The 24014-nt window shown below is 65.1% G+C and carries 21 protein-coding genes; 7 read left to right on the top strand and 14 right to left on the bottom strand.

All coding sequences use genetic code 11. The features are described 5' to 3' along the window. The 10 genes from murD to dinB form a co-directional block, all read right to left on the bottom strand. Positions 1 to 1578 carry a UDP-N-acetylmuramoyl-L-alanine--D-glutamate ligase gene (gene murD / locus CXQ88_RS16930; RefSeq protein ID WP_181037579.1) on the bottom strand — a complete coding sequence of 526 codons (1578 nt, stop codon included), beginning with the start codon at positions 1576 to 1578 and terminating at the stop codon, positions 1 to 3. Beyond that, complete coding sequence (gene mraY / locus CXQ88_RS16925; protein ID WP_104045303.1) at positions 1560 to 2669, bottom strand: phospho-N-acetylmuramoyl-pentapeptide-transferase; 1110 nt, start codon at positions 2667 to 2669, stop codon at positions 1560 to 1562. The genes murD and mraY overlap by 19 nt, the downstream gene beginning before the upstream one ends. Continuing rightward, complete coding sequence (locus CXQ88_RS16920; protein WP_104045302.1) at positions 2666 to 4132, bottom strand: UDP-N-acetylmuramoyl-tripeptide--D-alanyl-D-alanine ligase; 1467 nt, start codon at positions 4130 to 4132, stop codon at positions 2666 to 2668. Before CXQ88_RS16920 ends, mraY begins: the two co-directional genes overlap by 4 nt. A gap of 6 nt (positions 4133 to 4138) precedes the next feature. Continuing rightward, positions 4139 to 5773 carry a UDP-N-acetylmuramoyl-L-alanyl-D-glutamate--2,6-diaminopimelate ligase gene (locus CXQ88_RS16915; protein WP_104045301.1) on the bottom strand — a complete coding sequence of 545 codons (1635 nt, stop codon included), beginning with the start codon at positions 5771 to 5773 and terminating at the stop codon, positions 4139 to 4141. Positions 5774 to 5856: 83 nt separating this feature from the next. Then, positions 5857 to 7659: a peptidoglycan D,D-transpeptidase FtsI family protein gene (locus CXQ88_RS16910; RefSeq protein ID WP_104045300.1), complete on the bottom strand. Its 1803-nt coding sequence runs from the start codon at positions 7657 to 7659 to the stop codon at positions 5857 to 5859. 47 nt (positions 7660 to 7706) lie between these two features. Further along, complete coding sequence (locus CXQ88_RS16905; protein WP_104045299.1) at positions 7707 to 8396, bottom strand: hypothetical protein; 690 nt, start codon at positions 8394 to 8396, stop codon at positions 7707 to 7709. Further along, positions 8393 to 9385 (bottom strand): 16S rRNA (cytosine(1402)-N(4))-methyltransferase RsmH, encoded by a 993-nt coding sequence (gene rsmH / locus CXQ88_RS16900; protein ID WP_104045298.1) that lies wholly within the window; start codon positions 9383 to 9385, stop codon positions 8393 to 8395. The genes CXQ88_RS16905 and rsmH overlap by 4 nt, the downstream gene beginning before the upstream one ends. Positions 9386 to 9552: 167 nt before the next feature. Beyond that, positions 9553 to 9981, bottom strand: a complete 429-nt coding sequence (gene mraZ / locus CXQ88_RS16895) for a division/cell wall cluster transcriptional repressor MraZ (protein ID WP_018763545.1) — start codon at positions 9979 to 9981, stop codon at positions 9553 to 9555. Positions 9982 to 10354: 373 nt separating this feature from the next. Then, the gene (locus tag CXQ88_RS16890) at positions 10355 to 10729 is read right to left on the bottom strand and encodes a DUF3040 domain-containing protein (protein WP_104045297.1); all 375 of its coding nucleotides are present in this window, start codon (positions 10727 to 10729) and stop codon (positions 10355 to 10357) included. 275 nt (positions 10730 to 11004) lie between these two features. Beyond that, positions 11005 to 12162 (bottom strand): DNA polymerase IV, encoded by a 1158-nt coding sequence (gene dinB / locus CXQ88_RS16885; RefSeq protein ID WP_104045334.1) that lies wholly within the window; start codon positions 12160 to 12162, stop codon positions 11005 to 11007. A 140-nt stretch (positions 12163 to 12302) separates the two neighbouring features. Here dinB and CXQ88_RS16880 point away from each other — a divergent pair, with 140 nt between their 5' ends. Further along, positions 12303 to 12830 carry a hypothetical protein gene (locus tag CXQ88_RS16880; RefSeq protein ID WP_104045296.1) on the top strand — a complete coding sequence of 176 codons (528 nt, stop codon included), beginning with the start codon at positions 12303 to 12305 and terminating at the stop codon, positions 12828 to 12830. After that, positions 12827 to 13921, top strand: a complete 1095-nt coding sequence (locus tag CXQ88_RS16875) for a polyprenyl synthetase family protein (RefSeq protein ID WP_104045295.1) — start codon at positions 12827 to 12829, stop codon at positions 13919 to 13921. Before CXQ88_RS16880 ends, CXQ88_RS16875 begins: the two co-directional genes overlap by 4 nt. A 23-nt stretch (positions 13922 to 13944) precedes the next feature. Here CXQ88_RS16875 and CXQ88_RS16870 read toward each other — a convergent pair whose 3' ends face one another. After that, positions 13945 to 14298, bottom strand: a complete 354-nt coding sequence (locus tag CXQ88_RS16870; protein ID WP_181037578.1) for an Rv2175c family DNA-binding protein — start codon at positions 14296 to 14298, stop codon at positions 13945 to 13947. 241 nt (positions 14299 to 14539) lie between these two features. Between CXQ88_RS16870 and CXQ88_RS16865 the strand changes: the two genes are divergently transcribed. After that, on the top strand, positions 14540 to 15889 hold the full coding sequence (locus CXQ88_RS16865; RefSeq protein ID WP_104045293.1) for a lytic transglycosylase domain-containing protein: 1350 nt from the start codon (positions 14540 to 14542) through the stop codon (positions 15887 to 15889). Positions 15890 to 15993: 104 nt separating this feature from the next. After that, entirely contained in the window at positions 15994 to 18111 is a 2118-nt protein-coding gene (gene pknB / locus CXQ88_RS16860; RefSeq protein ID WP_104045292.1) for a Stk1 family PASTA domain-containing Ser/Thr kinase, read from the top strand. A 63-nt stretch (positions 18112 to 18174) separates the two neighbouring features. On the opposite strand, the gene CXQ88_RS16855 is transcribed toward pknB, so the two are convergent. Together CXQ88_RS16855 and CXQ88_RS16850 are read right to left on the bottom strand one after the other, a co-directional pair. Next, positions 18175 to 19566, bottom strand: a complete 1392-nt coding sequence (locus CXQ88_RS16855) for a class II 3-deoxy-7-phosphoheptulonate synthase (RefSeq protein WP_104045291.1) — start codon at positions 19564 to 19566, stop codon at positions 18175 to 18177. Between the two features lie 127 nt (positions 19567 to 19693). Beyond that, complete coding sequence (locus CXQ88_RS16850) at positions 19694 to 20542, bottom strand: lysophospholipid acyltransferase family protein (RefSeq protein WP_258061952.1); 849 nt, start codon at positions 20540 to 20542, stop codon at positions 19694 to 19696. Positions 20543 to 20653: 111 nt separating this feature from the next. Here CXQ88_RS16850 and CXQ88_RS16845 point away from each other — a divergent pair, with 111 nt between their 5' ends. From CXQ88_RS16845 to CXQ88_RS16835, 3 genes are read left to right on the top strand one after another with little or no spacing between them, the layout of a single operon-like run. Beyond that, positions 20654 to 21442, top strand: a complete 789-nt coding sequence (locus CXQ88_RS16845) for an alpha/beta hydrolase (protein WP_104045290.1) — start codon at positions 20654 to 20656, stop codon at positions 21440 to 21442. After that, complete coding sequence (locus tag CXQ88_RS16840) at positions 21439 to 22254, top strand: alpha/beta hydrolase (protein ID WP_104045289.1); 816 nt, start codon at positions 21439 to 21441, stop codon at positions 22252 to 22254. The genes CXQ88_RS16845 and CXQ88_RS16840 overlap by 4 nt, the downstream gene beginning before the upstream one ends. Then, on the top strand, positions 22241 to 22801 hold the full coding sequence (locus CXQ88_RS16835) for a hypothetical protein (protein ID WP_104045288.1): 561 nt from the start codon (positions 22241 to 22243) through the stop codon (positions 22799 to 22801). The genes CXQ88_RS16840 and CXQ88_RS16835 overlap by 14 nt, the downstream gene beginning before the upstream one ends. Before the next feature lie 21 nt (positions 22802 to 22822). Here the strand turns inward: CXQ88_RS16835 and CXQ88_RS16830 are convergent, their stop codons facing one another. Beyond that, positions 22823 to 23914, bottom strand: a complete 1092-nt coding sequence (locus CXQ88_RS16830) for an ROK family glucokinase (protein ID WP_181037577.1) — start codon at positions 23912 to 23914, stop codon at positions 22823 to 22825. Positions 23915 to 24014: the final 100 nt, after the last annotated feature.

The raw sequence follows: 24014 nt of genomic DNA, 5'->3' as shown, positions 1-24014 counted from the left end.
TTACTCCTCGCCGGTCTGGGCCTGCCCTTCCACCAGCTCGCGGACAGCTTCGATGAAAGTGTCACCACGGTGAGCGTAGGAAGAGAACTGATCCATGGAAGCAGCTGCCGGAGCCATCAGCACAGTGTCGCCCGATGCGGCGAGCTGCGCTGCTGACGCCACGGCCCAGGCCATCACCGTTTCACCGGGTACGGAAGAACCGGATTGGACGGCGCCGGCCGCCGCGGCAGTCTGCACCTCTTCAGTTTCACCCGCCGCCGGGATGATCACCGGGACATCCGGCGCGTGTCGCTGGAGGGCCTCAGTGAGGGCCGACGTATCGCTTCCAATGAGCACCACGGCCTTAAGCCGTTGCACGTGCTCCCGGACCAGCTCGTCGTAGGTGACTCCCTTGGAGAGACCGCCGGCAATCCAGATGACGTTGCTGAACGTAGCCAGTGAGGCGGCCGCGGCGTGCGGATTGGTGGCCTTGGAGTCGTTAACCCAGAGCACCCCGTTTTGGCGGGCTACGGGCTGGATGCGGTGGTCTCCCGGAACGTAGTCCTGGATGCCCTGCCGCACCGCCTTAGCCTCAACCCCGTAGGCGCGCACGAGTCCTGCGGCGGCGAGGGCGTTGGCTACCATGTGGCGAGGGGCAAAGGCGCCCAGGTCGCTCATGGAAGCGAGTTCCGCGGCGCTGTCCTTGCGTTCGGCGATGAACGCCCGGTCCACCAGCAGCCCCTCCACCACGCCGAGCATGCTGATCGCCGGGGTGACCGTGGTGAAACCGACGGCGCGGCAGCCCTCCACCACATTCGCATTCTCCACCATGCGTTCGGTTTCAATCTGCTCGGCGTTGTAGATGCAGGCTTTTTGCGTTTGTTCGTAGACCTTGGCCTTGTCCGCCAGGTAGGAATCGTAGGAACCGTGCCAGTCCACGTGGTCCTCGGCAACGTTCAGGCAGACACTGGCAACAGGTGAGAGGGACTGTGCCCAGTGGAGCTGGAAGCTGGAAAGCTCGACGGCGAAGACGTCGTATTCGACCGGATCACGGAGGGCATCCAGGATGGGTGTGCCCACGTTGCCGACGGCGATGGCCTTCAGCCCGGCGGCCCGAAGCATGGATTCGGTGAGGCCAACGGTGGTGGTCTTTCCGTTGGTTCCCGTGATGGCAAGCCAGTCCGCCGTCTTCCGGCCTTCACGCACGCGAACCCGCCAGGCGAGTTCGACGTCGCCCCACACCGGGATGTGCGCCCTTGCGGCAGCGGCCAGGAGGGCCTGGTCGGGCCGCCACCCGGGTGAGGTCACGATCAGCTCGGGCAGTTCGCCGTCAATCCGGGGAATCCGTGCTACTGCGTCCTCGCCGAGCAGGACATCCGCGGCGCCGACGATCCTGAGGGTTTCTGCGTGGGCCTTGGCCGTATCGCTCGTGGCCGCGTCCACCACCACCACCCGGGCACCGAGTTCGATGAGGGTGTCGGCCGCCGCGAATCCGGAGACGCCGATGCCGGTGACGGCGACGCGCAGCCCGGACCAGTCGGAATCCCAGCTGGTGAGGTTGTCGAGTCGGGGGGAAACGGTCACAGCAGCACAACCCATTCAGCGTAGAAAATGCCAAGCCCCACGGCGACGAAGAGCCCGCAGAGGATCCAGAACCGGACCACCACCGTCACTTCCGCCCAGCCCTGCAGCTCGAAGTGGTGCTGCAGCGGGGCCATCTTGAAGACGCGCTTACCACCGGTGGCTTTGAAGTAGCCCACCTGGATGATGACGGACAGGGTGATCAGGACGAACAGGCCGCCGATGATGCCCAGCAGCAATTCGGTCCGGGACAGGATGGCGAAACCTGCGATGGCGCCGCCAATGGCCAGCGACCCGGTGTCGCCCATAAAGATCTTGGCCGGCGAGGTGTTCCACCACAGGAAGCCAACCAGCGCGGCGCTCATGATGGCTGCCAGCAGGGCGAGATCCAGTGGATCGCGGACGGAATAACACCCGCTGCCGGCCTGGCGGGGTGAACCGCAGGCCTGGTTGCTCTGCCAGATTCCCATCAGCGTATACGCGCCGAAGACCATCACGGCCGCACCTGCGGCGAGGCCGTCGAGGCCGTCGGTCAGGTTCACCCCGTTGGTTGCGGCGGTGACAATCAGGTTGGACCAGATCACGAACAGGATGGCCCCGAGGACGGTTCCGCCAAAGGCAAGGTCCAGCCAGGGCAAATCACGGACCAGCGAAATTTTGGTGGAGGCCGGGGTGACCCCGGCGCGGTTGGGGAAGTTCAGGGCGAGCACCGCGAAGATAATGCCAACGGCTGCCTGCAGGATCAGCTTTGCCTTGGCGTCGAGGCCGAGGCTGCGCTGCCGGGAAATCTTGATGAAGTCGTCAAGGAATCCCACGAGGCCCATCCCTACCATGAGGAAGAGCAGGATGAGGGCCGAAGCGGAGGGGCCGGAAGAACCGGGGTTGACCATCAGCATGATCAAGTGGGTGAGGCCGTAACTCAGCAGTACCGCCGCCACCACCACTGTCCCGCCCATGGTGGGTGTGCCGCGTTTGGTGTGGTGCGAGGTGGGGCCGTCGTCCCTGATGAACTGGCCGTAGCCGCGGCGGACCAGCAGCCGGATGAAGAGCGGGGTTCCCACAAGGGCGAACAGGAGTGCCAGGCCGGCGCCTATCAAAAGTGCAATCACGGCAGAGTGCTCCTTTCATCGGCGGGTTGCGGGGTTTGTGGGGGTAATGCTATCCGATCGCCTAAATGGCGAAGCCCTACGCTGTTCGAGGATTTGAACAGCACCAAGTCACCTGGCTGGAGCTCGGCGTCCAGCAGTTCGTGAGCCTCTTCCACTGTTTCCGCGAAAAGGCACTCGTCGCCCCAGGACCCCTCCTGCACTGCCGACACGTAGAGGGCGCGGGCTTCCCGGCCTACTACCAGCAGTCTGGAAATATTGAGCCGGACCACCTGGGTGCCGACGGCGGTATGTTCCCTGATGGAGTCCTCGCCGAGTTCGAGCATTGCTCCCAGCACGGCCCAGGTGCGCCTGCCACGGCCGAGGTCCGCGAGCGTCCGCAGCGCGGCGCGCATGGATTCGGGGTTCGCGTTGTAGGCGTCGTTGATGATGGTGACGCCGTCCGGCCGCTCAGTGCGCTCCATGCGCCACCGGCTTGCGGCAGTTTGAAAGCTGAGGGAGGACGCTATGTCCTGTCCGGAAACGCCCGCAGCCCAGGCCGCGGCGGCGGCAGCCAGCAGGTTGCCCATATGGTGCGCGCCGATGAGGCGGCTGCTCACGTGCAGGCCGGTTTCGCCGCCCGGCAGCTGGAGATCGAATTCGGGATGGCCCGCGGCATTGGTGTCGGCGTTCAGTGCCTGCACGGCGGCGTCCCCGCGGCCTTCCGCTGAGAAACCAAGCACCGACGCCGAGGTGCGTGCGCGCATCGCGGCCACCCGTTCGTCGTCGAGGTTTACGACGGCCGTGCCCGTCGGGGCAAGGGCCTCTACCAGTTCCCCCTTGGCCCGGGCGATGTTCTCCACTCCCCCGAACTCTCCGGCGTGCGCGGTTCCGACCGCGAGCACCACGCCGATGTCGGGTTTAACCATCTCGGCAAGGTACTGGATGTGGCCGATTCCGGTGGCGCCCATCTCGATCACGAGGTAGCGCGTTTCTGTTCCGGCGCGGAAGACGGTGAGCGGAACGCCGATTTCGCCGTTGTAGGACCCCTGCGGGGCAACGGTGTTTCCCTGTGTGGCCAGGATGCCTGCGAGCAGGTCTTTGGTGGTGGTCTTTCCGGCCGAGCCGGTGATTCCCACTACCGTGAGTTCGCTGCCTTCCCGGGCTCGTGCTGCCCGGATCCTGCGCACGGCTTCGGCGGCCAGTGCGCCCATCGCGAGCACCGCATCCGGAACCAGCACCGAGGGGTAGGGGGTTCCGTCCGGCGCGGACACCGGACGCTCCACCAGGGCCAGGGTGGCGCCTGCTGTGAAGGCAGCCGCCACGTAGTCGTGGCCGTCGGCGTGCTCACCCGGCTTTGCAACGTAGAGCGAACCGGGAGTGGAGTCGCGTGAGTCCGTGACCACCGAAAGGGGCGTGATCCCGGGATCGGCGTCCAGGCGCCCGTTAGTGATTTCGGCGATCTCCGCCGCAGTAAATGCAATCATCTCGGTCTAGGACTCTATCCGGTCGTCTTGGAGAACGTTGAATCCCCTGGCTGTCAAGGCGCTGCGCAGTTCCACCCTGTCGTCCAGGGCAAGGTTGACGCCTTTGACCTCCTGCCACACTTCATGGCCCCGGCCGGCCACGAGGACGGTGTCCTCCGGCCGGGCCAGCTCCACGGCACGGCGGATTGCTTCGGCGCGGGGGAAGACCTCCAGGACTTCACATGCGAGGGAGTCCTTTTCTTTCGCTTCCCGGGCTCCGGCCAGGACGTCGGCGCGGATGGCAGCCGGGTCCTCATCGTGGGGGTCGTCATCGCTGATGATGACGGTATCGGCGAGCCGGGCTGCAATGGCACCCATTGCGGGGCGTTTTCCCTGGTCGCGCTGGCCGGTGGCACCAAAAACGACAATGAGGCGGGACCCAGGTTGCGGGGACCGCACCGCCTCGAGGGCCCGGGCCAGTGCATCGGTATTGTGGGCGAAATCCACGATCGCTGCGGGCTCGTCGGAAACCAACTGCATACGTCCGGGCACCGCTACAGTGAAGGGGTCGTGCTCGTCCAGTGCTGCCTGCAGCGTGGCGGCATCCACGCCTGCCGCCAGGACCATCACTGCCGCCAGCGCGGCGTTTGCAACGTTAAAGCTGCCGGGGAGTCCGGTGTGCACGGTGAGCTTGGCCCCGTCAGGGCCACTGAGTGTGAACTCCGTGCCGAGCCCGCGCGCGGCAGTCCCCGTGACAGTCCAGTCGGCAGTGGTTCCGGCGGACGTGGCGAGGGTGGTGACCGGCACCGGAGCGGCGCCGGCAAGACGGCGCCCCCACTCGTCGTCGACCGTTACTACCGCCGCACGGGCGCGGCCTGGGGTAAAAAGCTCCGCCTTGGTGGCGAAATAATCGTCCATGGTGAGGTGCAGGTCCAGGTGATCCTGGGTCAGGTTGGTGAAGCCCACGACATCGAACAGCACTCCGTCCACCCGCTGGAAGGAGATGGCGTGGGACGAGACCTCCATGGCGGCAGCCGCCAGGCCCCTTTCCCGCATGAGTGCCAGCAGCGCGTGCACGTCGGTGGATTCGGGGGTGGTGAGGAGACTCGGGATGGGATCCCCGCCGGCGTGGATCTCGATGGTGCCGATCAGCCCGGTTTTCCGGCCCAGGGCCCGCAGAAGCGAGTTGATGAAATAGGTGGTGGTGGTCTTTCCGTTGGTGCCTGTCACGCCAAACAGCTGCGGCTGGCCGCCGCCCGGCTGGCTCTGATAGATCAGAGCGGACAATGGCCCCACCACGTTGCGGGGTGAGTCCACGATGATCACGGGTACCGGAACATCGTTGGACAGTGCAAGCAGCCTGGCGCCGGCATCGTCCGTGAGGACGGCGACGGCTCCCGCTTCGACGGCCTGCCGAACGAAATCGGCACCATGGCGGGCGGCGCCGGGAAGGGCGACGTAAAGGTCCCCCGGCTCCACGGCACGCGAGTTCAAGGAAATTCCAGTGACTTCCACCCCGGCCACCGGACCGGGGACCGCCACATCGATGGCGTCGCCGATGCGTGCCAGCCGGACCGCTTCAACAGTTGACGGGCGGAAACGGCCCTGGCCCGCAGGTCCCTCCGGGACGGCGCGGCTATCGGACGGATTGAGGTCAGACAAGGAATCTCCGATGGTGCTAGTGGATCGAGTCCGGCATGGATGAACCGGTGGTGCTGCTGGTGCGGCCGGCTGTTGCCGGGATGCTACTTGGCGAACTGGGGCAGCCGGGCCGGTTCGCCCGTGGACGGCTGGACGTTGTAGGTCCGCAGTGCCTGGCTCATGACCAACCGGAAGACCGGCCCGTTGGTAATGCCATAGATGCTGCCCTTCGGCCGCTGGAGTACCACCTCCACAATAAACCGCGGATCATCCATTGGTGCCATACCCACCATGGAGGCGGTATAGCCGCAGAACCCGGATGTGCCGTCGTCGCACGGTGATTCAGAGGTGCCAGTCTTTGCGCCCACACGGTAGCCGTCGATGGCCGCGTCCTTGATCTGCCCTTCGGTGACGGCGCTTTCCAGGATGTCCTGGACCTGCTGCGCCGTCCCGTCCGACACGATCTGCCGCGGCGGTGCGGCGGGCACCTTTTCCTCGGTCCCATCCGGGGAAACGTAGGCATCAATAAGCCGGGGCTGCAGCATCACGCCGTTGTTGGCGATGGACTGGAACGCCCGCACGGTCTGCAGGGTGGACTGGGACACACCCTGCCCGAACAGCACGGTGTACTCCTGGCGCCCGTCCCACTGCTGCCAGGGCGTGAGGATCCCGGACGCCGTTGCCGGCAGCCCGATATCCGGCGCCTCGCCGATGCCGAATCTCTTGAGCCACTCGTACCGTTGCTCCTTGCTGAGCCGCTGGCCAGCCATGACGGTCCCGGTGTTCATCGAATAGCCCAGGATGCCCGCCAGGGTCCGCTCCTCGGTTCCGTGGGCAAATGAGTCGCTGAAGGTCTGCCCGTCCACCGTGTAGGTGGGGCCGAGGGTGAACGAATCGAGGGGCCTGGCCTTGCCCTCTTCGATGAGGGCCGCTGCGGTCATCATTTTTTGAACCGAGCCGGGCTCGTATGCCGCCGTGACCGCGCGGACGCCGCGGTCCTCGGGGGCCACCTGGCCGGGGTCGTTGGGATCGGGAGAGTCGGTGTCGGCCATGGCCACCAGATCGCCGGTCTTGGCGTCCATCACAATGATGACACCCCACTCGGCGCCGAGTTTGTCCGACTGGCTCTGGATAGCCTGCTGGGCAAAATACTGCAGGTCCGAGTTGAGGGTGAGCTTGACGTCTTTGCCGTCCTGAGGCGATGTCAGCTCATCCACGCCTACGGGGATGCGCAGACCGTCTGCGCCGATTTCGAAAAGGCGTTCGCCGTCCGCTCCCTTCAGCAGTCCGTCCTGGGTCTGCTCTATGCCGGCCTGGCCGGTAGTGCCGTCGGCAAGGAACCCGACGATCCCGCCGGCCACGGAACCATTGGGATAGACCCGCTTGCTGACGCCCTCAGTAACGATGCCTGGGATCTGGAGCTTGGAGATGCGGTCCTCAATGTCCGGCTTCACGTCCTTGGCCACAATGTAGTAAGGCTGTTGGCCCGTTACGGCCTCCCGGAGGGCGTCCTTCTCCATGCCGAGGGCGGCGGCCAGCTCTGTGAGGCCCTGGTCCCGGCTGACGTCCACCAGCTTCTCTTTGCCATCCACCGTCTCCAGCCGCTTAAAGGTTTCGGTTTTAGTGTTCACCCGCTGGTCCACCACCACGTTGTAGCGGATCACGCTGTTGGCCAGCACCGTTCCGCGGGAGTCAAGGATGCTGCCCCTCTCGGCGGGCAGGACGGTCCGCTTCATCCGGCTGTTTAGCGCGGCTTCTGCCATTCCTCCAACGTCCAGCCCCTGGACCAGGAAGAGTTTGCCGCCCACCACCAGCAGGAGCGTCAGCATCATGCCAAGGCCAAGGCGGAGGCGCTTTTTGGCGTTGGGTACCTTGCCGCTTGTTGCTCTGCCGGTCCTCTGCGCCACCGTGATATTCCTTGCTGCTCGACCTTGTTGCCTGTCCGACCTGCCTCTTACTGTCCGGGGACCTTCTGCTCTGGTGCGGGTACCGATCCGCCGTGGAGCTCCACGGGCGGTACAGCCGGAGCGGATGACGGCGGGGTACGGGTTGTTGTTGCGTCAGGGGCCGGTTTGGTCTTTGCGGCCGCGGGGGCTGCTGCCGGGGCCTCCTCGACGGGTTTGCGGGCTTCCAGCGGATCCCGTTTGCTCGGTGGCGGAACCACGGTGAGCTGGCCGGCGACAGCAGGCGCCGGAATGACGGCTCCGGCTGCGCCGTCCTTGGCAGCCGGGGTTGCCTTGCCTGTAACGGAAAGGGTGGACAGGTCAATCTGGCCCTTAACGGTGGAAGGCACCATCCCCAGCTTCGTCGCCTGTGCCGCGAGGTTTTGGGGTGCTTCAAAGTTCTGGACCTGCTGGGTGAGGTCCTGGTTCTGTTTCGTCAGCGTGCTCTGCCTGGCACGGAGTTCCACCAACTGGTACTGCGCCGTGGAAACCGAGATGTTCAGGACGAGAACGGCGATCAGGGCCACGGCAAGCATGGCAAAGCACAGCACCACGAAGGGGGCGCGGCGCTTGCGGGGAAGGGTCCGGACTACGGACAGCGGAGTGCGGCTCCGGCGCGGCCCGGCCGGCGAACCCGCAGGAAGCTGCTTGGCCGCCGAACCGGAAACGACGGGAAAGTTCTTCACGGCAGCGGTGCTCATTGAGCTCTCCTGGTTCGGATACGTTCCACAGCACGAAGCCTTGCTGAGGCAGCGCGGGGATTTTCGGCGATTTCGACGGCGGTTGGCACCTCGGTGCCTTTGGTCAGGGTCTTCAGTTCGGGTTTATGCTCTTCCAGCTCAACCGGAAAGCCGAGTGGGGCGGAGGATTTGGAACGGGCCTGGAAAACTGCCTTGACGATCTTGTCCTCCAGCGAGTGATAGGACATGACCACAATGCGGCCGCCCAGTGCTGTGGCCTTCACGGCTGCCGGAACGGCGCGTTCCAGTACGTCGAGCTCCTCATTGACCTCGATCCGCAGGGCCTGGAATGTCCTCTTGGCGGGGTGGCCGCCCGACTTGGCCGCTCCCGCCGGAACGACGGCCCGGATCTGCTCCACCAGCTCGCCCGTGGTGCTGAAGGGCTTGATGGCCCGGGAGGCGACGATCCTGTTCGCGATGCGTCCGGCGAACTTCTCCTCGCCCCACTTCCGGATGATCCGGACGAGTTCCTCTTCGCTGTAGTTGTTGACGACGTCGGCGGCAGTCTGCCCGCGGCTGGTGTCCATCCGCATGTCCAGCGGCGCGTCGAAGGAATACGCGAAGCCCCGTTCGCGCTCATCCAACTGGAGCGAGGAAACGCCCAGGTCCATGAGAATTCCGTGGACTTCGGGCACGCCCAGGTCAGCGATGACTTCTTCGATTTCGTCATAGACGGCGTGGACCAGATCTGTCCGCGCCTCAAAGGGCGCCAGCCGCTCGCCTGCCAGAGCAAGGGCTTCTTCATCCCGATCGATGCCGATCAGGTGGAGGTCCGGAAACCGCTGCAGCATTGTTTCGGAGTGGCCGCCCATCCCAAGCGTGGCATCGATGGCCACCGGGGTTTCGCCGCGGCTCCTGGCAGCTTCGAATCCGGGCGTCAACAAATTGATGCACCGGTCCCGCAGGACCGGCACATGGCGTTCAGACGTGGGCTTCGGTTGATCATTCATGCCTCGTCCTCTCTCGCCGTCGCTGTCACCTGGAATGGTTCTTGGCCCAGATCCCCATCCGCGCCTATCGTCCTGCCCGCCTGGCTCCGGGGAAGTGAGCCAGGTTGGCCAGCCGACGGGCCGGCTGGAGATCTCAGCCAAGAAAAATGCCCGCTGTCCTGTTCCGGTCAGAGAATGCCCGGAATGGGATCATCGGTTTCAGAGAAGGCGGTCTCCTTCTCCGCGAGGTACTCATTCCAAGCCTGGGCGTCCCAGATCTCGGCGCGGGTCCCGGCGCCGATGACGGCCAGTTCCCTCCCGAGCCCTGCGTACTCCCGGAGCGCCGGCGGAATAGTCACGCGCCCCTGCTTGTCAGGTACCTCGTCAGAGGCCCCAGAGAGAAAAACGCGGATGTAGTCCCGCGCCTGTTTTGAGGAGATTGGGGCCTCCCGCATTTGCTCGTGAACCCGGGCAAATTCCTTCTCGCTGAAGACGTAGATGCAACGTTCCTGGCCCCTTGTGAGGACCAGTCCGCTGGCAAGTTCCTCCCGGAACTTAGCGGGGAGAATGATCCGCCCCTTTTCATCCAGACGTGGCGAATGCGTGCCCAGAAACACTGGCCCACCGCCTGTCCGATGTCAGGAACTGCACATCCCCTATGTTGCAACCACCCTCTTATGTCCTCCACATTACTCCACTTTCCACCACAGTCAACGTGAACGGCGCGAGGAACGGCGCGATTTTTGGGAAAACGGGCCCTAAAAGACGCGGAAATGCGCTGCTGGTGGGAAGTGGAGGACTTTCGCTCCGCATAGGCCCCGCGGAGGGGCGAAGCGCCGCCCCAGGGATCGAAGGGTCGGTGCTACCGGGTGCTGGAGGCGGGTTAAACGCGAAAAGACCCGCCGAAGCAGGTCTTTTGGGCGCACTCCCCGATTCAGGGGGAGCAAAGTGGTGTGCCGTGGGCGTCCGGATCAGCGGACGCCGGAAAGGCTAGGGCTCGCCCCTGCGCCTCTCATCCCAGCGTTCCTCGAGGCTGCTCATGAAGGAGCTCCGCTGCTTGCCGGCTTTGCCCGTACCGGGCTTGGTTCCCTTCGCTGCCGACGAACTGCTCCGCATCGTGGCGAAGTAGACGCCGCCGCCCATCACAATGAAGCCCAGGACACCTACGAAGATATTCTGGAGGGTGACGCCCACCAGTAAGAGGAAGATGCCGGCCAGCGCACCAAGGACGCCGATCACGACGTGCCTCGTCGACCACGAACGCCCGGGGTCCGACCCCATGGAATTCGCGAACTTTGGATCATCCTCGTGAAGCTGCTTCTCCAGCTGCTCCAGCAGCTTCTGTTCGTGCTCCGACAGCGGCATCACGACCTCCTTTGTAGGCCAACGTCCGGGCTGGTCCCAGCCAGTACTTCTGCTCGGATAACGTCTGGTATGCCCTGGTGGTTCCCGTACCCGCCTGCTGTGGCGATAAACGGCAACGCCGGCATACGAATCCGGAGCGGAAGCATGTCCAAGAGAGCCCGGTAGTAAGTCCAGTCACTCAAAAACTTCGTATCTATAAGGATAGTTTGTTCACGGCCGTTCTGAAAGACGGCAATGACTTTCCCGGCGCTCTCCTCGCCGCTTATCTGCCGGGTTTATCCGGCCCCGCTCCCTGGTTCCAGGAGCCGGGCAGGGAGAACCGACTTACCGCCAAATTTGCGGGCTACCTGGTCCACAGCCTGCTCTGCGGCGCGCCAGTTGTCATCCCTCCGGTCGATGCTCAGCTGAAGCGAGGTGCGCGCGGTTTCTTCGAGCTGCTCCGCACGCACACCTACCAGCCGGACGGTCATCGGCCTGTCCACGGAGTCCAGGAGCTGTAACGCCACTGCATAGATGAGCTGCGCACTGTCCACAGGCGTTTGGACGGTCCGGCTGCGCGTGATGGTTGAGAAATCCGCGAACCGCAGCTTCAGGGCGATGGTCCGGGACACCATGCCCGAACTCCGCAGCCGCTCTGCGGTGCGATGCGAAAGCCGTAGCAGCTCCCGGTGGAGGAGGGCGTCGTCGGCGGTATCCACGGCGAAGGTTTCTTCAGCCCCGATGCTCTTCTCAAGACGGACTGGTGTCACGGGACGCGGGTCTATTCCCCACGCGAGCTGGTGTACGTGGACTCCTGTGGCGCCGAGCATCTTCTTGAGGGAGGAGGCCGGTGTGGCGGCCAGGTCCGCTACCGTTTTAATGCCCATCCTCGCCAGGACATCGGTGGTTTTCGCGCCCACGCCCCAGAGGGCCCCGACGGGCAGGCTGTGGAGGTAGGGAACGGTTTCATCCGGCGTAATCAGGAGCAGGCCGTCAGGTTTGCAGCGGGTGGAGGCAATTTTTGCCACAAACTTTGTTTCAGCAATCCCCACGGACGCGGTGATGCCCAGTTCCGTGGCTACCCTGCTCCGGATCAGCTCACCGATGGCCCGCGGCGGGCCCAGCCGGCGTATAGCGCCACTCACATCCAGGAATGCTTCATCAACGCTGAGCGGCTCCACCAGTTCCGTGACAGATTCGAAGATTGCCATCAGCTGGGCGGATACCTCGTAGTACACCTTGTGCCGCGGCTCGATGATTACTGCCTGGGGGCACATGCGCATAGCCACCGCCATGGGCATGGCCGACTTGACGCCGAACGCCCTGGCTTCGTACGACGCCGACAGGACCACCGAGCGCTCTGCCGGATAGCCAACGATGACGGGCCTGCCCCTGAGTTCGGGCCTCGTGCGGAGTTCCACGGTAACGAAGAAGGCGTCCATGTCCACGTGCATGATGCAGTTGCGCCTGCGGCGCCGGAGGCCTGCTCCGGCCGGCTCGTTCGTCCCAACAGGTGCCACGGCTGCAATCCTATCGCTTTGTACTGACTAAACTGGAGGCTGAATCCGGCATCTACACCAGGAGGAATGTCCCTGTGACGGTCATTGGAAACCTTAAGCCAGCAGCCCTGGCCGCTTGCGCTGCCGGGGCAGCACTGGCCCTCGCTGCCTGCACCCCAACGCCCTCAGGAACACCGGATCCCACCGTCTCCGCCTCTGCGGCGGAAACTGTCCAGTCCACCATGACGGCCTCGGCCAGTCCCTCCGCCTCGCCCAACACCTCCGCAACGGTAGGTGCCTTCGTCGAAGGTTTCCCCAAGCAGCTCCTGCCGCTCATGCCGGGTGCGAGCGTGGTCTCCAGCAGCTTCGATAAGGCGTCGACGCCGGCCACCGCTGCCTTGGTTGCCACCATTACCTCGCCCCCTGCGGCCGTCCTGGATTTCTACACCAAGAAACTGGAGGCGCGCGGGTTCAAGGCAGTCCCCGGTGAGGCCGTGGGGAAGGTCGCATCGAAGGACTTCGTCCGGGGAGACAACGAGACGGTCAATCTTTCCGCCGTGGAAGCGCCCGGCGTCGTCACCTTTACCATCGGCGCCAACGTGGCAGCTGAGTCAGCCAAGTGACGGCGGCTGAGCAGCTAAGGAATGAACAGGCCGCCTTCGTTGCGGCAGTGGCCGGCGAACTGACTGACTTCCTCACGTCCAGGCAGTCCATCATGTCCGCCATCTCTCCGGACATCGAACCCATCATGGGTTCCATCTCCAATCTGGTGACCGGCGGAAAGCGCCTCCGTGCGCTCATGTGCTATTGGGGATGGCGTGGCGCCGGCGGTGACCCGTCCGCGCAGCAGGTAGTGACAGCCGGAGCGGCGTTGGAATTGTTCCAGGCTGCCGCGTTGATCCACGATGACATCATCGACCGCTCGGACACCCGGCGTGGCGGACCCAGCGTCCACCGCCGCTTCAGCCAGCTGCATGGCACCCGCGGCTGGGCACTGGACAGCGAGCGGTTCGGGCAGGCCGCCGCAATCCTCGCCGGGGACCTCTGCCTCTCGTTCAGCGAAGAAGCCTTCACGGATATCGGCGAGCGGGCTGCTGCGGGCAGCCGGGCACGGCTGATCTTCAACCTTATGCGCGCAGAGGTGATGGCCGGGCAGTACCTGGACATCCTGGAGGAAGTGGCCGGTCCTGTACGGGACCGGGCAGGCGCCGTCAGCAGGGCGCAGTCGATCATCAGGTTCAAGTCAGCCAAGTATTCAACGGAGCACCCGCTGGCGCTGGGCGGAGCACTCGCCGGCGCTTCGAACGAACTGCTCCGCGGCTACTCGGCCTTCGCATTGCCCCTTGGCGAGGCCTTCCAGCTTCGTGACGACGTGCTGGGGGTCTTCGGGGATCCGCTCACTACGGGCAAGCCTGCCGGGGACGACCTCCGCGAAGGCAAGCGGACCGTACTGGTGGCGCTGGCCCTGGACCAGGCGTCCGAGGCCGAATCCGCCTTCATCGACGCCAGGCTGGGCAGCCCCGGCCTTGCCGATGGGGACATTCTTGAAATCCGCCGGATTATCGAAGAATCGGGAGCTTTGCAGGCCACCGAAGTCCTCATCAACGAATTCGGCGCGGCAGCATTCGATGCCCTCGAAGCACTTCCCCTGGACGAACTGCCAAAAACCGCGTTGCGGAGGTTGGCTGAAGCCACCGTCAGCCGCGCCTCCTGAATCGGTCGGCTTCAGTTCGACAGCTACCAGGCCAGAGTCTGCGCCCTGCGCCTGATCTCTGTTTTGCGGCCCTCGCGCAGGGCGTCGATAGGACGTCCGCGCAGTGATTCGTCAGGCGTGAAAAGCCAGATGATGAGGTCCTCGTCTGAGTAGCCTGCGTCAGCGAGTACAACTATGGTGCCTTTGAGGCTGTCCACCACCTGGCCGTCCTGAATGAATTCAGCCGGGACCGAACGGATGTTCCGCTCTCCCACCCGCAAAGCCGCCAAAGCATGCTCATCAAGCAGGCTATGGACTTTGGTGATGGAAACATTCAACAAATTGGCGACGTCCGGCAAGGGCAACCATTCGCCCACGAGGTTTTCAAGATTACTCACGGATCAAGGTTGCCACGGTGCCTGCCGTTGCGCCTAGTCGGCACATTATCGGGGCGCCCCTGAGCCGCGGACACTCCGCCAATTGCTGGTTGCGGGAAATGCGCAATTTCTTGTGCTAGCGACGAATTCGTGAGAGATTCACATGGATCACATTCGTAACACGAATAACACGAGTAACAGTAGTATCGGAATAACAGCGGCATCCCCGCCCGCGCCCGCAGTTGAGAAGAGGATTCTTTCCATGACGATGTCCCGCTCGCCCAAGCAGCCCCCCAAACCGAGTCTGCCCATGATCGCTGCCACGACGGCAGCGCTGCCAGCGGTCGTATTGTCATCCTTGGCCCTCGCCCAGCCCGCCGCGGCCCAACCGCTCGCCCGCGCCGTCCCGGCCACCCTCGCCGCCGCCATGAAAGCACAGGCGGCACAGGCGACGGCAGCCGTCATCCCGGCGTCGTCCGTCTCCACGGCCATCCCCGCAGCATTCAAGCCGGCACGGCCGGCGGCTCCGGCCGTGTACACAATCGCCCGGGGCGACACAATCAGTGCCGTTGCAGGCAGGTTCGGACTGAACACCAGCAACGTCCTGAAGCTCAACAACCTGCGGGCGAACACCGTCATTTACCCCGGGCAGAAAATTAAGCTTTCCGGTTCCCCCGCCGCGGCGCCCGCTTCGGGGTCTGCTCCCGCCGCGCCCTCCGCTGCCGGTGCCACCTACACCGTCAAGCCGGGCGACACGCTCGGGGCCATTGCCTCTAAGCACAGGGTGAGCCTGGCGAACGTCCTCTCCTGGAACAACCTCAACATGCGTTCCATCATTTACCCGGGGCAGAAGATCAAAGTCGGCGGCGGTTCCGCTTCCGCCCCGGCTGCCCCCGCTCCTGTCGCGCCCCTGGCGAACTCCTCGGCCGCCGCCCCGGCATCCGGCTCGTACACCATCAAGGCCGGTGACACACTTTCCGGCATTGCCTCGCGCCACGGTGTCAAGCTTGCGGATCTCCTCTCGGCCAACCGAATGAACCTGGGCACGGTGATCTACCCGGGCTACAAGCTGGCCCTTCCCAGCGCCGGCCAGCGGGCCCCGCAGCCCGCAGCGTCTGTCACGCCGCTGGTCCCCAGTTCCTTTCTTGGCTTCCGCTACCCGGCAGCAGTGGTGAGCTCGGCGAACAAGAACAAGGCACTCCTGAACGCTTCGCCGGTCCCTTCGCGCGAGCAGATGCGCCGAATCGTGGCGGACACGGCACGGGCGATGGGCGTGCAACCTTCGCTTGCCCTTGCCTTCGCGCACCAGGAGTCCGGCTTCGACCAGCGCGCGGTATCCCCCGCGAATGCCATCGGAACCATGCAGGTCATTCCCAGTTCCGGCCAGTGGGCATCGGATCTGGTGGGTCGGAAGCTGAACCTCCTGGACCCGTACGACAATGCAACTGCCGGCGTGGCGATCATCCGCCAGCTCCTCGCCACCAGCAAGGACAGGGATTCGGCCATCGCCGGCTACTACCAGGGCCAGTACTCAGTGAGCAAGTACGGCATGTACGACGACACCAAGTCCTACGTCGCGGCCATCAAGGCACACCAGAAGAACTTCGGCTAGCACCGGCCCCTGCTTCCGCAATGCGGGGGCTGGCAGGAGAAGTCGGCACGGGTCCGGACCGGTAAGGGTTCGGACCCGTTTCATTGCTGGATTACGATCGTAGGGTGCAGGAACACGTGGCAGACCCTCTGGTAGGAACCCTGGTGGACAACCGGTACGCCGTGAAATCCAGGCTGGCGCGCGGCGGGATGTCCACCGTCTACGTGGCCACCGACCAGCGGCTGGAACGGGATGTTGCCCTGAAGGTGCTGCATCCCCACCTCTCTGCGGATGAGAGCTTCCTCGGCAGGCTGGGCCGGGAGGCGAAAGCTGCAGCCAGGCTGTCCCATCCCCACGTGGTGGGAGTACTGGATCAGGGCACCGATGCCCACACCGCGTATCTGGTCATGGAATACATCAAAGGCCACACGCTGCGGGACGTCATCAAAGCCAAGGGTGCGCTTCCGCCCAGGCTTGCCTTGGCGCTGATTGATCCGGTGGTGGAAGGCCTGGGCGCCGCACACGCGGCCGGTTTCATCCACCGGGACGTGAAACCGGAAAACGTCCTGATCGCCGAAGATGGCAGGATTAAGATCGGCGACTTCGGACTGGCGCGCGCGGTCACCACCTCCACCAGCACCGGAGCGCTGCTCGGGACCGTTGCCTACCTCTCCCCCGAACTGGTCCTCGGTAAATCTGCTGACGCCCGCAGCGACGTGTACTCCGTGGGAATCGTGCTTTACGAGATGCTGACCGGCCAACAGCCGTTCACGGGTGAAGTTCCCATCCAGGTGGCATACCAGCACGTCAACGGGACAGTGGGCCCGCCCTCGGCCCTGGTGCCTGGCCTGGCAGCCGAGGTGGACGAGCTGGTGCAGTGGTGTACCGCCAACGATCCGGAGAACCGCCCCATCGACGGGAACGCGCTGCTCCAGGAACTGCGCCACATCAGGACCAACCTCAGCGACCGCGAACTGGACCTGCAGCCGCCCGCAGCCGTGGAACCCGGCGGCCAGGACCCCGCCGGAAACCCGAGCCACACCGAGGTGATAGCCCGTACGAACAATCCGACAAGCGTTATGCCCTTTGGCCGGCCGGCGGCACCCCCGCGCCACCCGCAGCAGCCACAGCCACAGCAGCCACAGGTTGATCAGGGCCCCGGCGAGGAGGCCCACCCTCCGGCTTCCGGTCTTCGGTACAAGCTCACTCCCCCCGGCTCGGATGATGACGCACGGTGGGCTGCGGCGGCGCCCGCGACCCTAAGCAAGCGGGCCCAGCGCAAAGCCGACAAGGAGAACGAGAAAGCCCGGGCACGCGCTGCCGCCACGCCGGCACGCAACCTGCGCGAGGGCAGCCCACGCCGCCGAGGGGTCCTGTGGGTGGTAATCCTGCTCATCGCCGCCTTGCTGGCAACGGGGGCCGGCTGGTTTTTCGGCATGGGACCCGGCTCGGCCGCAGCCATCCCTGCCGTGGCGAACAAAACAGTGGCGCAGGCGCAGGAACTGCTCAGCCAGGCAGGGTTCCGGTCAACTACCAGGGACGTTTTCGACGACGACGTGCCGAGCGGGCTGGTGGTGGGCACCGAACCCCCGGCCGGCTCGGAGATCCGGAAGTTCCAGCCTGTCTCGGTGTTTGTTTCGAAGGGCCCGCAACTCTTCCCGCTGCCCGGACTGACCGGGGGCACCCTGGAGGAAGCCAAGATCGGGCTGAACCGCGCGGAAATGGCCTTGGGGACGGTCACAGAGAGATTTGATGAAGCTGCAGCGGCGGGCGTTGTCCTGTCGCAGGATCCTGCCGCCGGTACCCCTGCCCGGCACGGGACACCCGTCAACCTGGTGATATCGAAGGGGCCCGAGCCGATCCCGGTGCCCAATGTGGTGGGCCAGGAAGAGGATGATGCCAAGGACGCCATCGAGGCGGCCGGCCTGCAGGCGGACGTAGCGAGCGAAGAGGTGTTCGACCGGAACATCCCGGAGGGCGCTGTTGTCAGCCAGACTCCGGCCAACGGCACCCTCACCCGTGGCGGCACGGTGACCCTGACCATCTCGAAGGGGCCCAGGATGGTGGAGGTGCCCAGCTACATCGGCAAGCAGGCGGCGGAGGCGAAGCGGGCCCTCGAAGGCCTGGGTTTCCAGGTGCGGGTAAACAACATCCTTGGCGGCTTCTTCGGCACAGTCCGGGACCAGGACCCCGTGGATACTGAAGTACCAGAAGGATCAGTCATCACACTGACCGTGGTGTAGGCGGGCCAGGCCCGCCTACACCACGCACCCCGCCCCTGCCGGGTGCCGGGGTGCCGGCAGGCATCAGTGCTTGGCGAGTGCCCCTGCCACCAGGAAGGCCATTTCGAGGGACTGCATGTGGTTGAGCCGGGGGTCGCAGACAGACTCGTAACGGTCCAGGAAGGCTTCCTGGTCGATCGGGTCGGCGCCACCGAGGCACTCCGCGACGTCGTCGCCGGTCATTTCCACGTGCAGGCCGCCGGGGACTGTCCCCAAGGCGTGGTGCACCTCGAAGAAGCCGCGCACTTCATCAATGACGTCGTCGAAGTTGCGGGTCTTGTACCCGTTCGGGGACGTCACGGTGTTCCCGTGCATGGGATCGGTGACCCAGAGCACCTGCGCGCCTGAGGCCGTGACCTTCTCGACGACGGCGGGCAGCTTCTCGCGGATGTTGCCGGCACCCATGCGGGTGATGAAGGTCAGCCGGCCGGGCTCCCGCTCCGGGTCCAGCTTGTCGATCAGGCGGAGGGCGTCATCACCAGTGGTGGACGGGCCCAGCTTAACGCCGATGGGGTTGCGCACCCGGGACAGGAAGTCAACGTGTGCGTGGTCCAACTCACGGGTCCGTTCTCCGATCCAGAGGAAGTGCGCGGAGGTGTCGTACGGGAATCCGGTGCGGGAGTCGATACGGGTGAGTGCACGCTCGTAGTCCAGGAGGAGGGCCTCGTGGCTGGCGAAGAACTCAACGCGCTTGAGCGCCTCGAAGTCCGCGCCGCAGGAATCCATGAACTTGATGGCACGGTCAATGTCCCGCGCCAGGGATTCGTAGCGCGCGTGGGCCGGGTTTTCGGTGAAGCCCTTGTTCCACTGGTGCACCGAGCGCAGGTCCGCGAAACCGCCCTGGGTGAAGGCGCGGATGAGGTTCAGCGTCGAGGCGGACGTGTGGTAGGCGCGGAGCATGCGTGCTGCGTCGTGGCCGCGCGATTCCGGCGTGAAGTCGTAGCCGTTAACAATGTCGCCGCGGTACGCCGGAAGAGTGACGCCGTCGCGGGTTTCATCGTTGGACGAGCGGGGCTTGGCGAACTGGCCGGCCATACGGCCCATCTTGATGACGGGCATCGCGGCGCCGTAGGTCAGGACCACCGCCATCTGGAGGATGGTCTTGACGCGTGCGCTGATCTTGTCCGCCGTGGCGGCTTCGAAGGTTTCGGCGCAGTCGCCGCCCTGAAGCAGGAATGCCTTGCCCTGGGCAGCAGCTGCCAGCCGCTCGCGGAGGACGTCCACCTCGCCGGCGAACACCAGCGGAGGAAGGACGGAGAGTTCCTTGACCGAGGCATCGAACACGTCCCTGTCCTGCCAGCTGGGCTGCTGGGAGATGGGCATGTCCCGCCAGTCATCGAGCCCGGGATAATTGGCCGCTCCGCTCTGGGCGGTGCTGGACAGCGAAAAGGCAGGTTTTGCAGATAGCTCAGTCACCTTCTAAGCCTAACGGTCCCGCAGGTGCCCGGAACACCGCGGCGTCACGCATTCCGGGCACGGCGTCACAGACAGCCGCCAGGCCGCCAACGGCCTCGAATGTCTGCCGCGCCTCAGCCGACACGGCTCAGGCGGTGGCGGCAGCCCCGCCGTCGTCCTGCTTTTTTCCGGGGTTGGCAGCCTGGTGCCCGGCACGGGCGTTTGGGACACCTGCCTCAGCATCCGGGCCACCGGTGCTGCCGTCGGTCGGCGCCGGTGTGGCAGCGGGTTCTGCGGCTGCGGCCGGGTCCACAGGCTTGCCCGCCAGCCTGAGCTTCACCACTGCCGCGTACTCATCCACGTATTCCTGGCCGGAGAGACGCATCAGCTCGAACATGATCTCGTCCGTGACCTGCCTCTGGACCAGCCGGTCCTCGGCCTGGTCGTGGTACCTGCTGAAGTCCAGTGGTTCCCCAAAAATCATGCCGATCCGGCGAATGTTGGGCAGGCGCTTGCCGATGGGCTGTACCTTGTCCGTGCCGATCATTGCCACGGGAACAACAGGTACACCGGCCTTGAGCGCCAGCCTGGCCACCCCGACTTTGCCTCGATAGAGGCGGGAATCCTGGCTGCGCGTCCCCTCCGGGTAGATGCCGAGCAGCCCGCCATGCGAGAGGACATCCATTCCGGCACTCAGCGATGCCTCCGAGGCAGCGCCACCGGACCGGTCCATGGGGAGCTGGTTGGTGAGGCGGAAGAACATGGCCGTCAGCCTCCCCTTGATCCCGGTGCCGGTAAAGTACTCCGACTTGGCCAGGAATACCACCGGACGGCGGACCATCAACGGCATAAAAATAGAGTCGGAAAACGAGAGGTGGTTGGAGGCGATAATCGCCGCACCGTCGGCCGGGATGTTGTCCAGGCCCTTCACCCAGGGGCGGAAAAGCAGCTTCAGCACCGGACCCAGAAAGATCCTTTTCATCACCCAATAAAACACGTGCAAAACCTCTCCGGAAGGCAGCCTCCAAGCCCCGCATCGGGCCTGGCCAGCAGTTCAATGCAACCCTACTCTAGTGAGATTTGCCCGGAACAGTGACACGATGGTGTCATGAGCGAAAGCAGCATCCCGTCCCGTCCTGCCGCTTTCAGCTATCCGGGCCATGGTGCCAATGCCCGGATTGGAGTGGCAATCTGCCACGGTTTCACCGGCAGCCCGCTGAGCGTGTTGCCGTGGGCGGAACACCTCGCTTCCCAGGGGTACGCAGTTACGGTGCCGCTGCTGCCCGGGCACGGGACGGATTGGCGCGAGCTCGCCCGGACACGCTGGAGCGATTGGTACGGCAGCTTCGAAACCGCCTACCTTGAGCTTTCGGAGCGGACTGAAACGTGCTTCGTCGCGGGGCTGTCCATGGGCGGAGCCATCGCGCTGCTGACTGCCTCCAGGCACCAGGTGGCGGGCGTCTCGGTGGTCAACCCCGGCCTCAGTTTTTACGACCGCCGGGTACGCGTCATCGGCGTGCTGAAGTACTTTCAGAAGACCACCCTCCCCATCCAGGAGGAGCAGCCCACGGCGGTTGTCACTGAAGACGGCGACTATTCCCGCACTCCCCTCGCGGCCGTCCACGAACTGAAGAAGCTGTTCGGAGCCGCCACCCGGGGCCTGCCCCTCGTCACGGCTCCCGTGCAAGTGTTCAAGTCCCGCACGGACGCAGTAGTCCCGCCCACCTCGCTTGCGGTTCTAAGAAAACGCCTCGGCAAGCACCTCGCGGAGGTTGTCAGCCTTGCCAGCAGCGGCCATGTGGCTACGCTGGACGTGGATGCGCCGGAAATCTTTGCCAGGTCCGGAGCCTTTTTCTACGCCAACGCCCGCCAGAACACTTCAGTGGAGACCCCATGACCTCCAGCCCGGACCACAGCCCCTACAGCAGTCCATACAACGGTGAGGGGCCCCGGATCGGGGTGGTCCTCTCGCACGGGTTCACCGGAAGCCCCCACGGCCTGCGCACCTGGGCTCAGGCCTTTGCCGCTGCGGGTTTTGCTGTCCGCATGCCCCTGTTGCCGGGCCACGGCACCAGCTGGCAGGAGCTTGCCCGGACCACGTGGCAGCAGTGGCATGGGGCGCTTGACGACGCCTACCTTGAACTCGACGCCGAAAGCGACTATGTCTTTTCAGCCGGCCTCAGCATGGGTGGAGCGCTGGCGCTGCGCATCGCCGCCACGCGTCCGGTGGCAGGAGTGGTGCTCGTGAACCCTGGGCTGATGATCGATGACCCCCGCGCGCCGCTCGCCGGAATCCTGAAGCTGGTCATGAAAAGCACGCCGGCCATCGCCAACGACATCCTCAAGGAAGGTATGGATGAGGGTGCCTATAACCGTACCCCGGTAGCTGCCGCCCACGAACTCAACAAGATGTTCAAGGACACCGTCAGGATCCTGCCCAGGGTCACCGCTCCCGTGCAGGTCTACCGTTCCACCGTTGACCATGTGGTGTCCGATTCCAGCATTGTGGCCCTGCGCCGCGGCCTCACGCACGCTCCCCTGGAGCTGGTCAGGTTGGAAAACAGTTACCACGTGGCCACTCTGGACAACGACGCCGAACAAATCTTTGCGGGTTCGGTGGACTTTATCCGCGGCGTGGTTTCCGCTGCCGGCCCTGCGTCCGCTTCAGCTGCACTGTCCGGCCAGGAGGCTTCCCATGAACAGGCCTGACGCCGGTTCGCCGGACCAGGGAGCCAACCACGACGACGCCGTTTGGCTTGATCTCGTGGCCCGCCTAAAATCAGACTCCCCTGCAGGGCCCGCGGGTACCGGTACCGCCGACGGCCCGCAGGCGCCAGAAGGCACCCCCGCTGCCGCTGGCAGGTCCGCCACGTTCCGGGACTTCGATCCCCTGGGACTGGCCGGGGCTGCCCCCACCGAGCTGTCCGCCGCCGAGCGGCAGGACTCAGCCTCAGGTGGCACTGCCGGGAACGGCAACGCGGCCGCCGGGCCGCGCGATTATGACGTGGACGGGGACGACGGCGACTTCATTCCCGAGGAACCGCCGAGCCTCGCCGGAACCGACCCGTTGACCATGCTGGCCTGGCTGGCAGCAGTGGGCGGCCCCATAGCCCTGTTGCTGTCGGCCATGTTCTGGCGCTCGGCGCCATTGCCCGCTGTGGTGGGCATCGTGGCCGTGTTTGTGCTGGGGACGGTCTACCTGATCATGCAGCTTCCGAAGGAAAAAGACGAGAACGACGACGGAGCACGCGTTTAGCGCCTGCCCTCAGTCAGTACATCAGGCGCGTACCCTGCTGCTCACCCGGGAGAGGTCCGCCGCCCCGATCAGCCCGGCGTTCGGACCCAGGGCCGCCAACTGAATGCCGGCCGCAGGCCGGAACCCGCGGCCGGTGAGGTTCCGGGAAAATGCCTTGCGGGCAGGCTCCACCAGGAGGTCCCCCGCGGAACAGAGGCCGCCGCCGATAACGAACAAGCCGGGATCCAGCGCGGCCGCCAGGTTGGCCAAGCCCAAACCCAGCCATTCACCTACTTCATCAATAAGTTCACGGGAAGCGGCGTCACCTGCCAGGGCCAGGTCAGTGACGATTGCGCCCGTGATGATATCGGTGTTGCCGCCCACGGCTGCCAGCAGGTCCTGGGCCACCGGGGAGTTTGCCCGCGCCAGGATCCGGGCTTCACGCCCCAGGGCATTACCGGACGCATACTGCTCCCAGCACCCCCGGTTGCCGCACTCGCACCGGTGCCCGCCGGGCATGATGATCTGGTGGCCGAACTCGCCGGCTACGCCAAACCTGCCGCGCTCAACCCGCCCGTCCATCACCATGGCCCCGCCGATTCCCGTGCCCAGGGTGATGCACACCATCCGGTCCTCACCCTGCCCGGCACCAAAGCGCCATTCGGCCCAGGCAGCGGCGTCGGCGTCGTTCGCGAGCAGGACGGGACGGCGCAAGAGGTGCTGCAAATTTTCCCGGAGCGGTTCGTTCCGCCAGGCTAGATGCGGGCTAAAGAGTACCGTGCCGCCGTCGAGGTCCATCCACCCAGCGGCGCCGATCCCCACCGACCAAATCCGGTGCCCCCGGCCGAGCTCCTCCACGAGTTCCACGATGACCTGTTCAACTGCCCGCGGGTCCGTACCCGGCGTGGAGCGGCGCGCCTCATTGAGGATCCTGCCTTCGGCGTCTACGACGCCGGCCGCCACCTTGGTGCCCCCGATGTCGATGCCGATGGCCAGGCCCTTGCGCCCGAGGCGCAGGTGTTCCCGGAAGCCTTCGCCGTGACGCAACCTGGTCCGGCCGGTGGTCGGGCGCCGCCGCCAGGGAGTTGGTCGTCGCAAGGGGCCGGTCTGTTCGCCGGGGGGCGGTGCATACATAGTCAACCATTCTAGGCGGGCGGTTCGGGCGGAAAAGGAGGGCGCCCCCGCATGTCCGGCCCGCCACCATTGACGGCTAAGTTACTGGTCAGTAGTTTTA

Source organism: Arthrobacter sp. ZGTC412 (genome assembly GCF_002929215.1).
In the GTDB taxonomy this organism is placed as follows: Bacteria; Actinomycetota; Actinomycetes; order Actinomycetales; family Micrococcaceae; genus Arthrobacter.
Note: the sequence above shows the minus strand (reverse complement) of the source record. Positions and strands in the feature narration are given on the sequence as shown.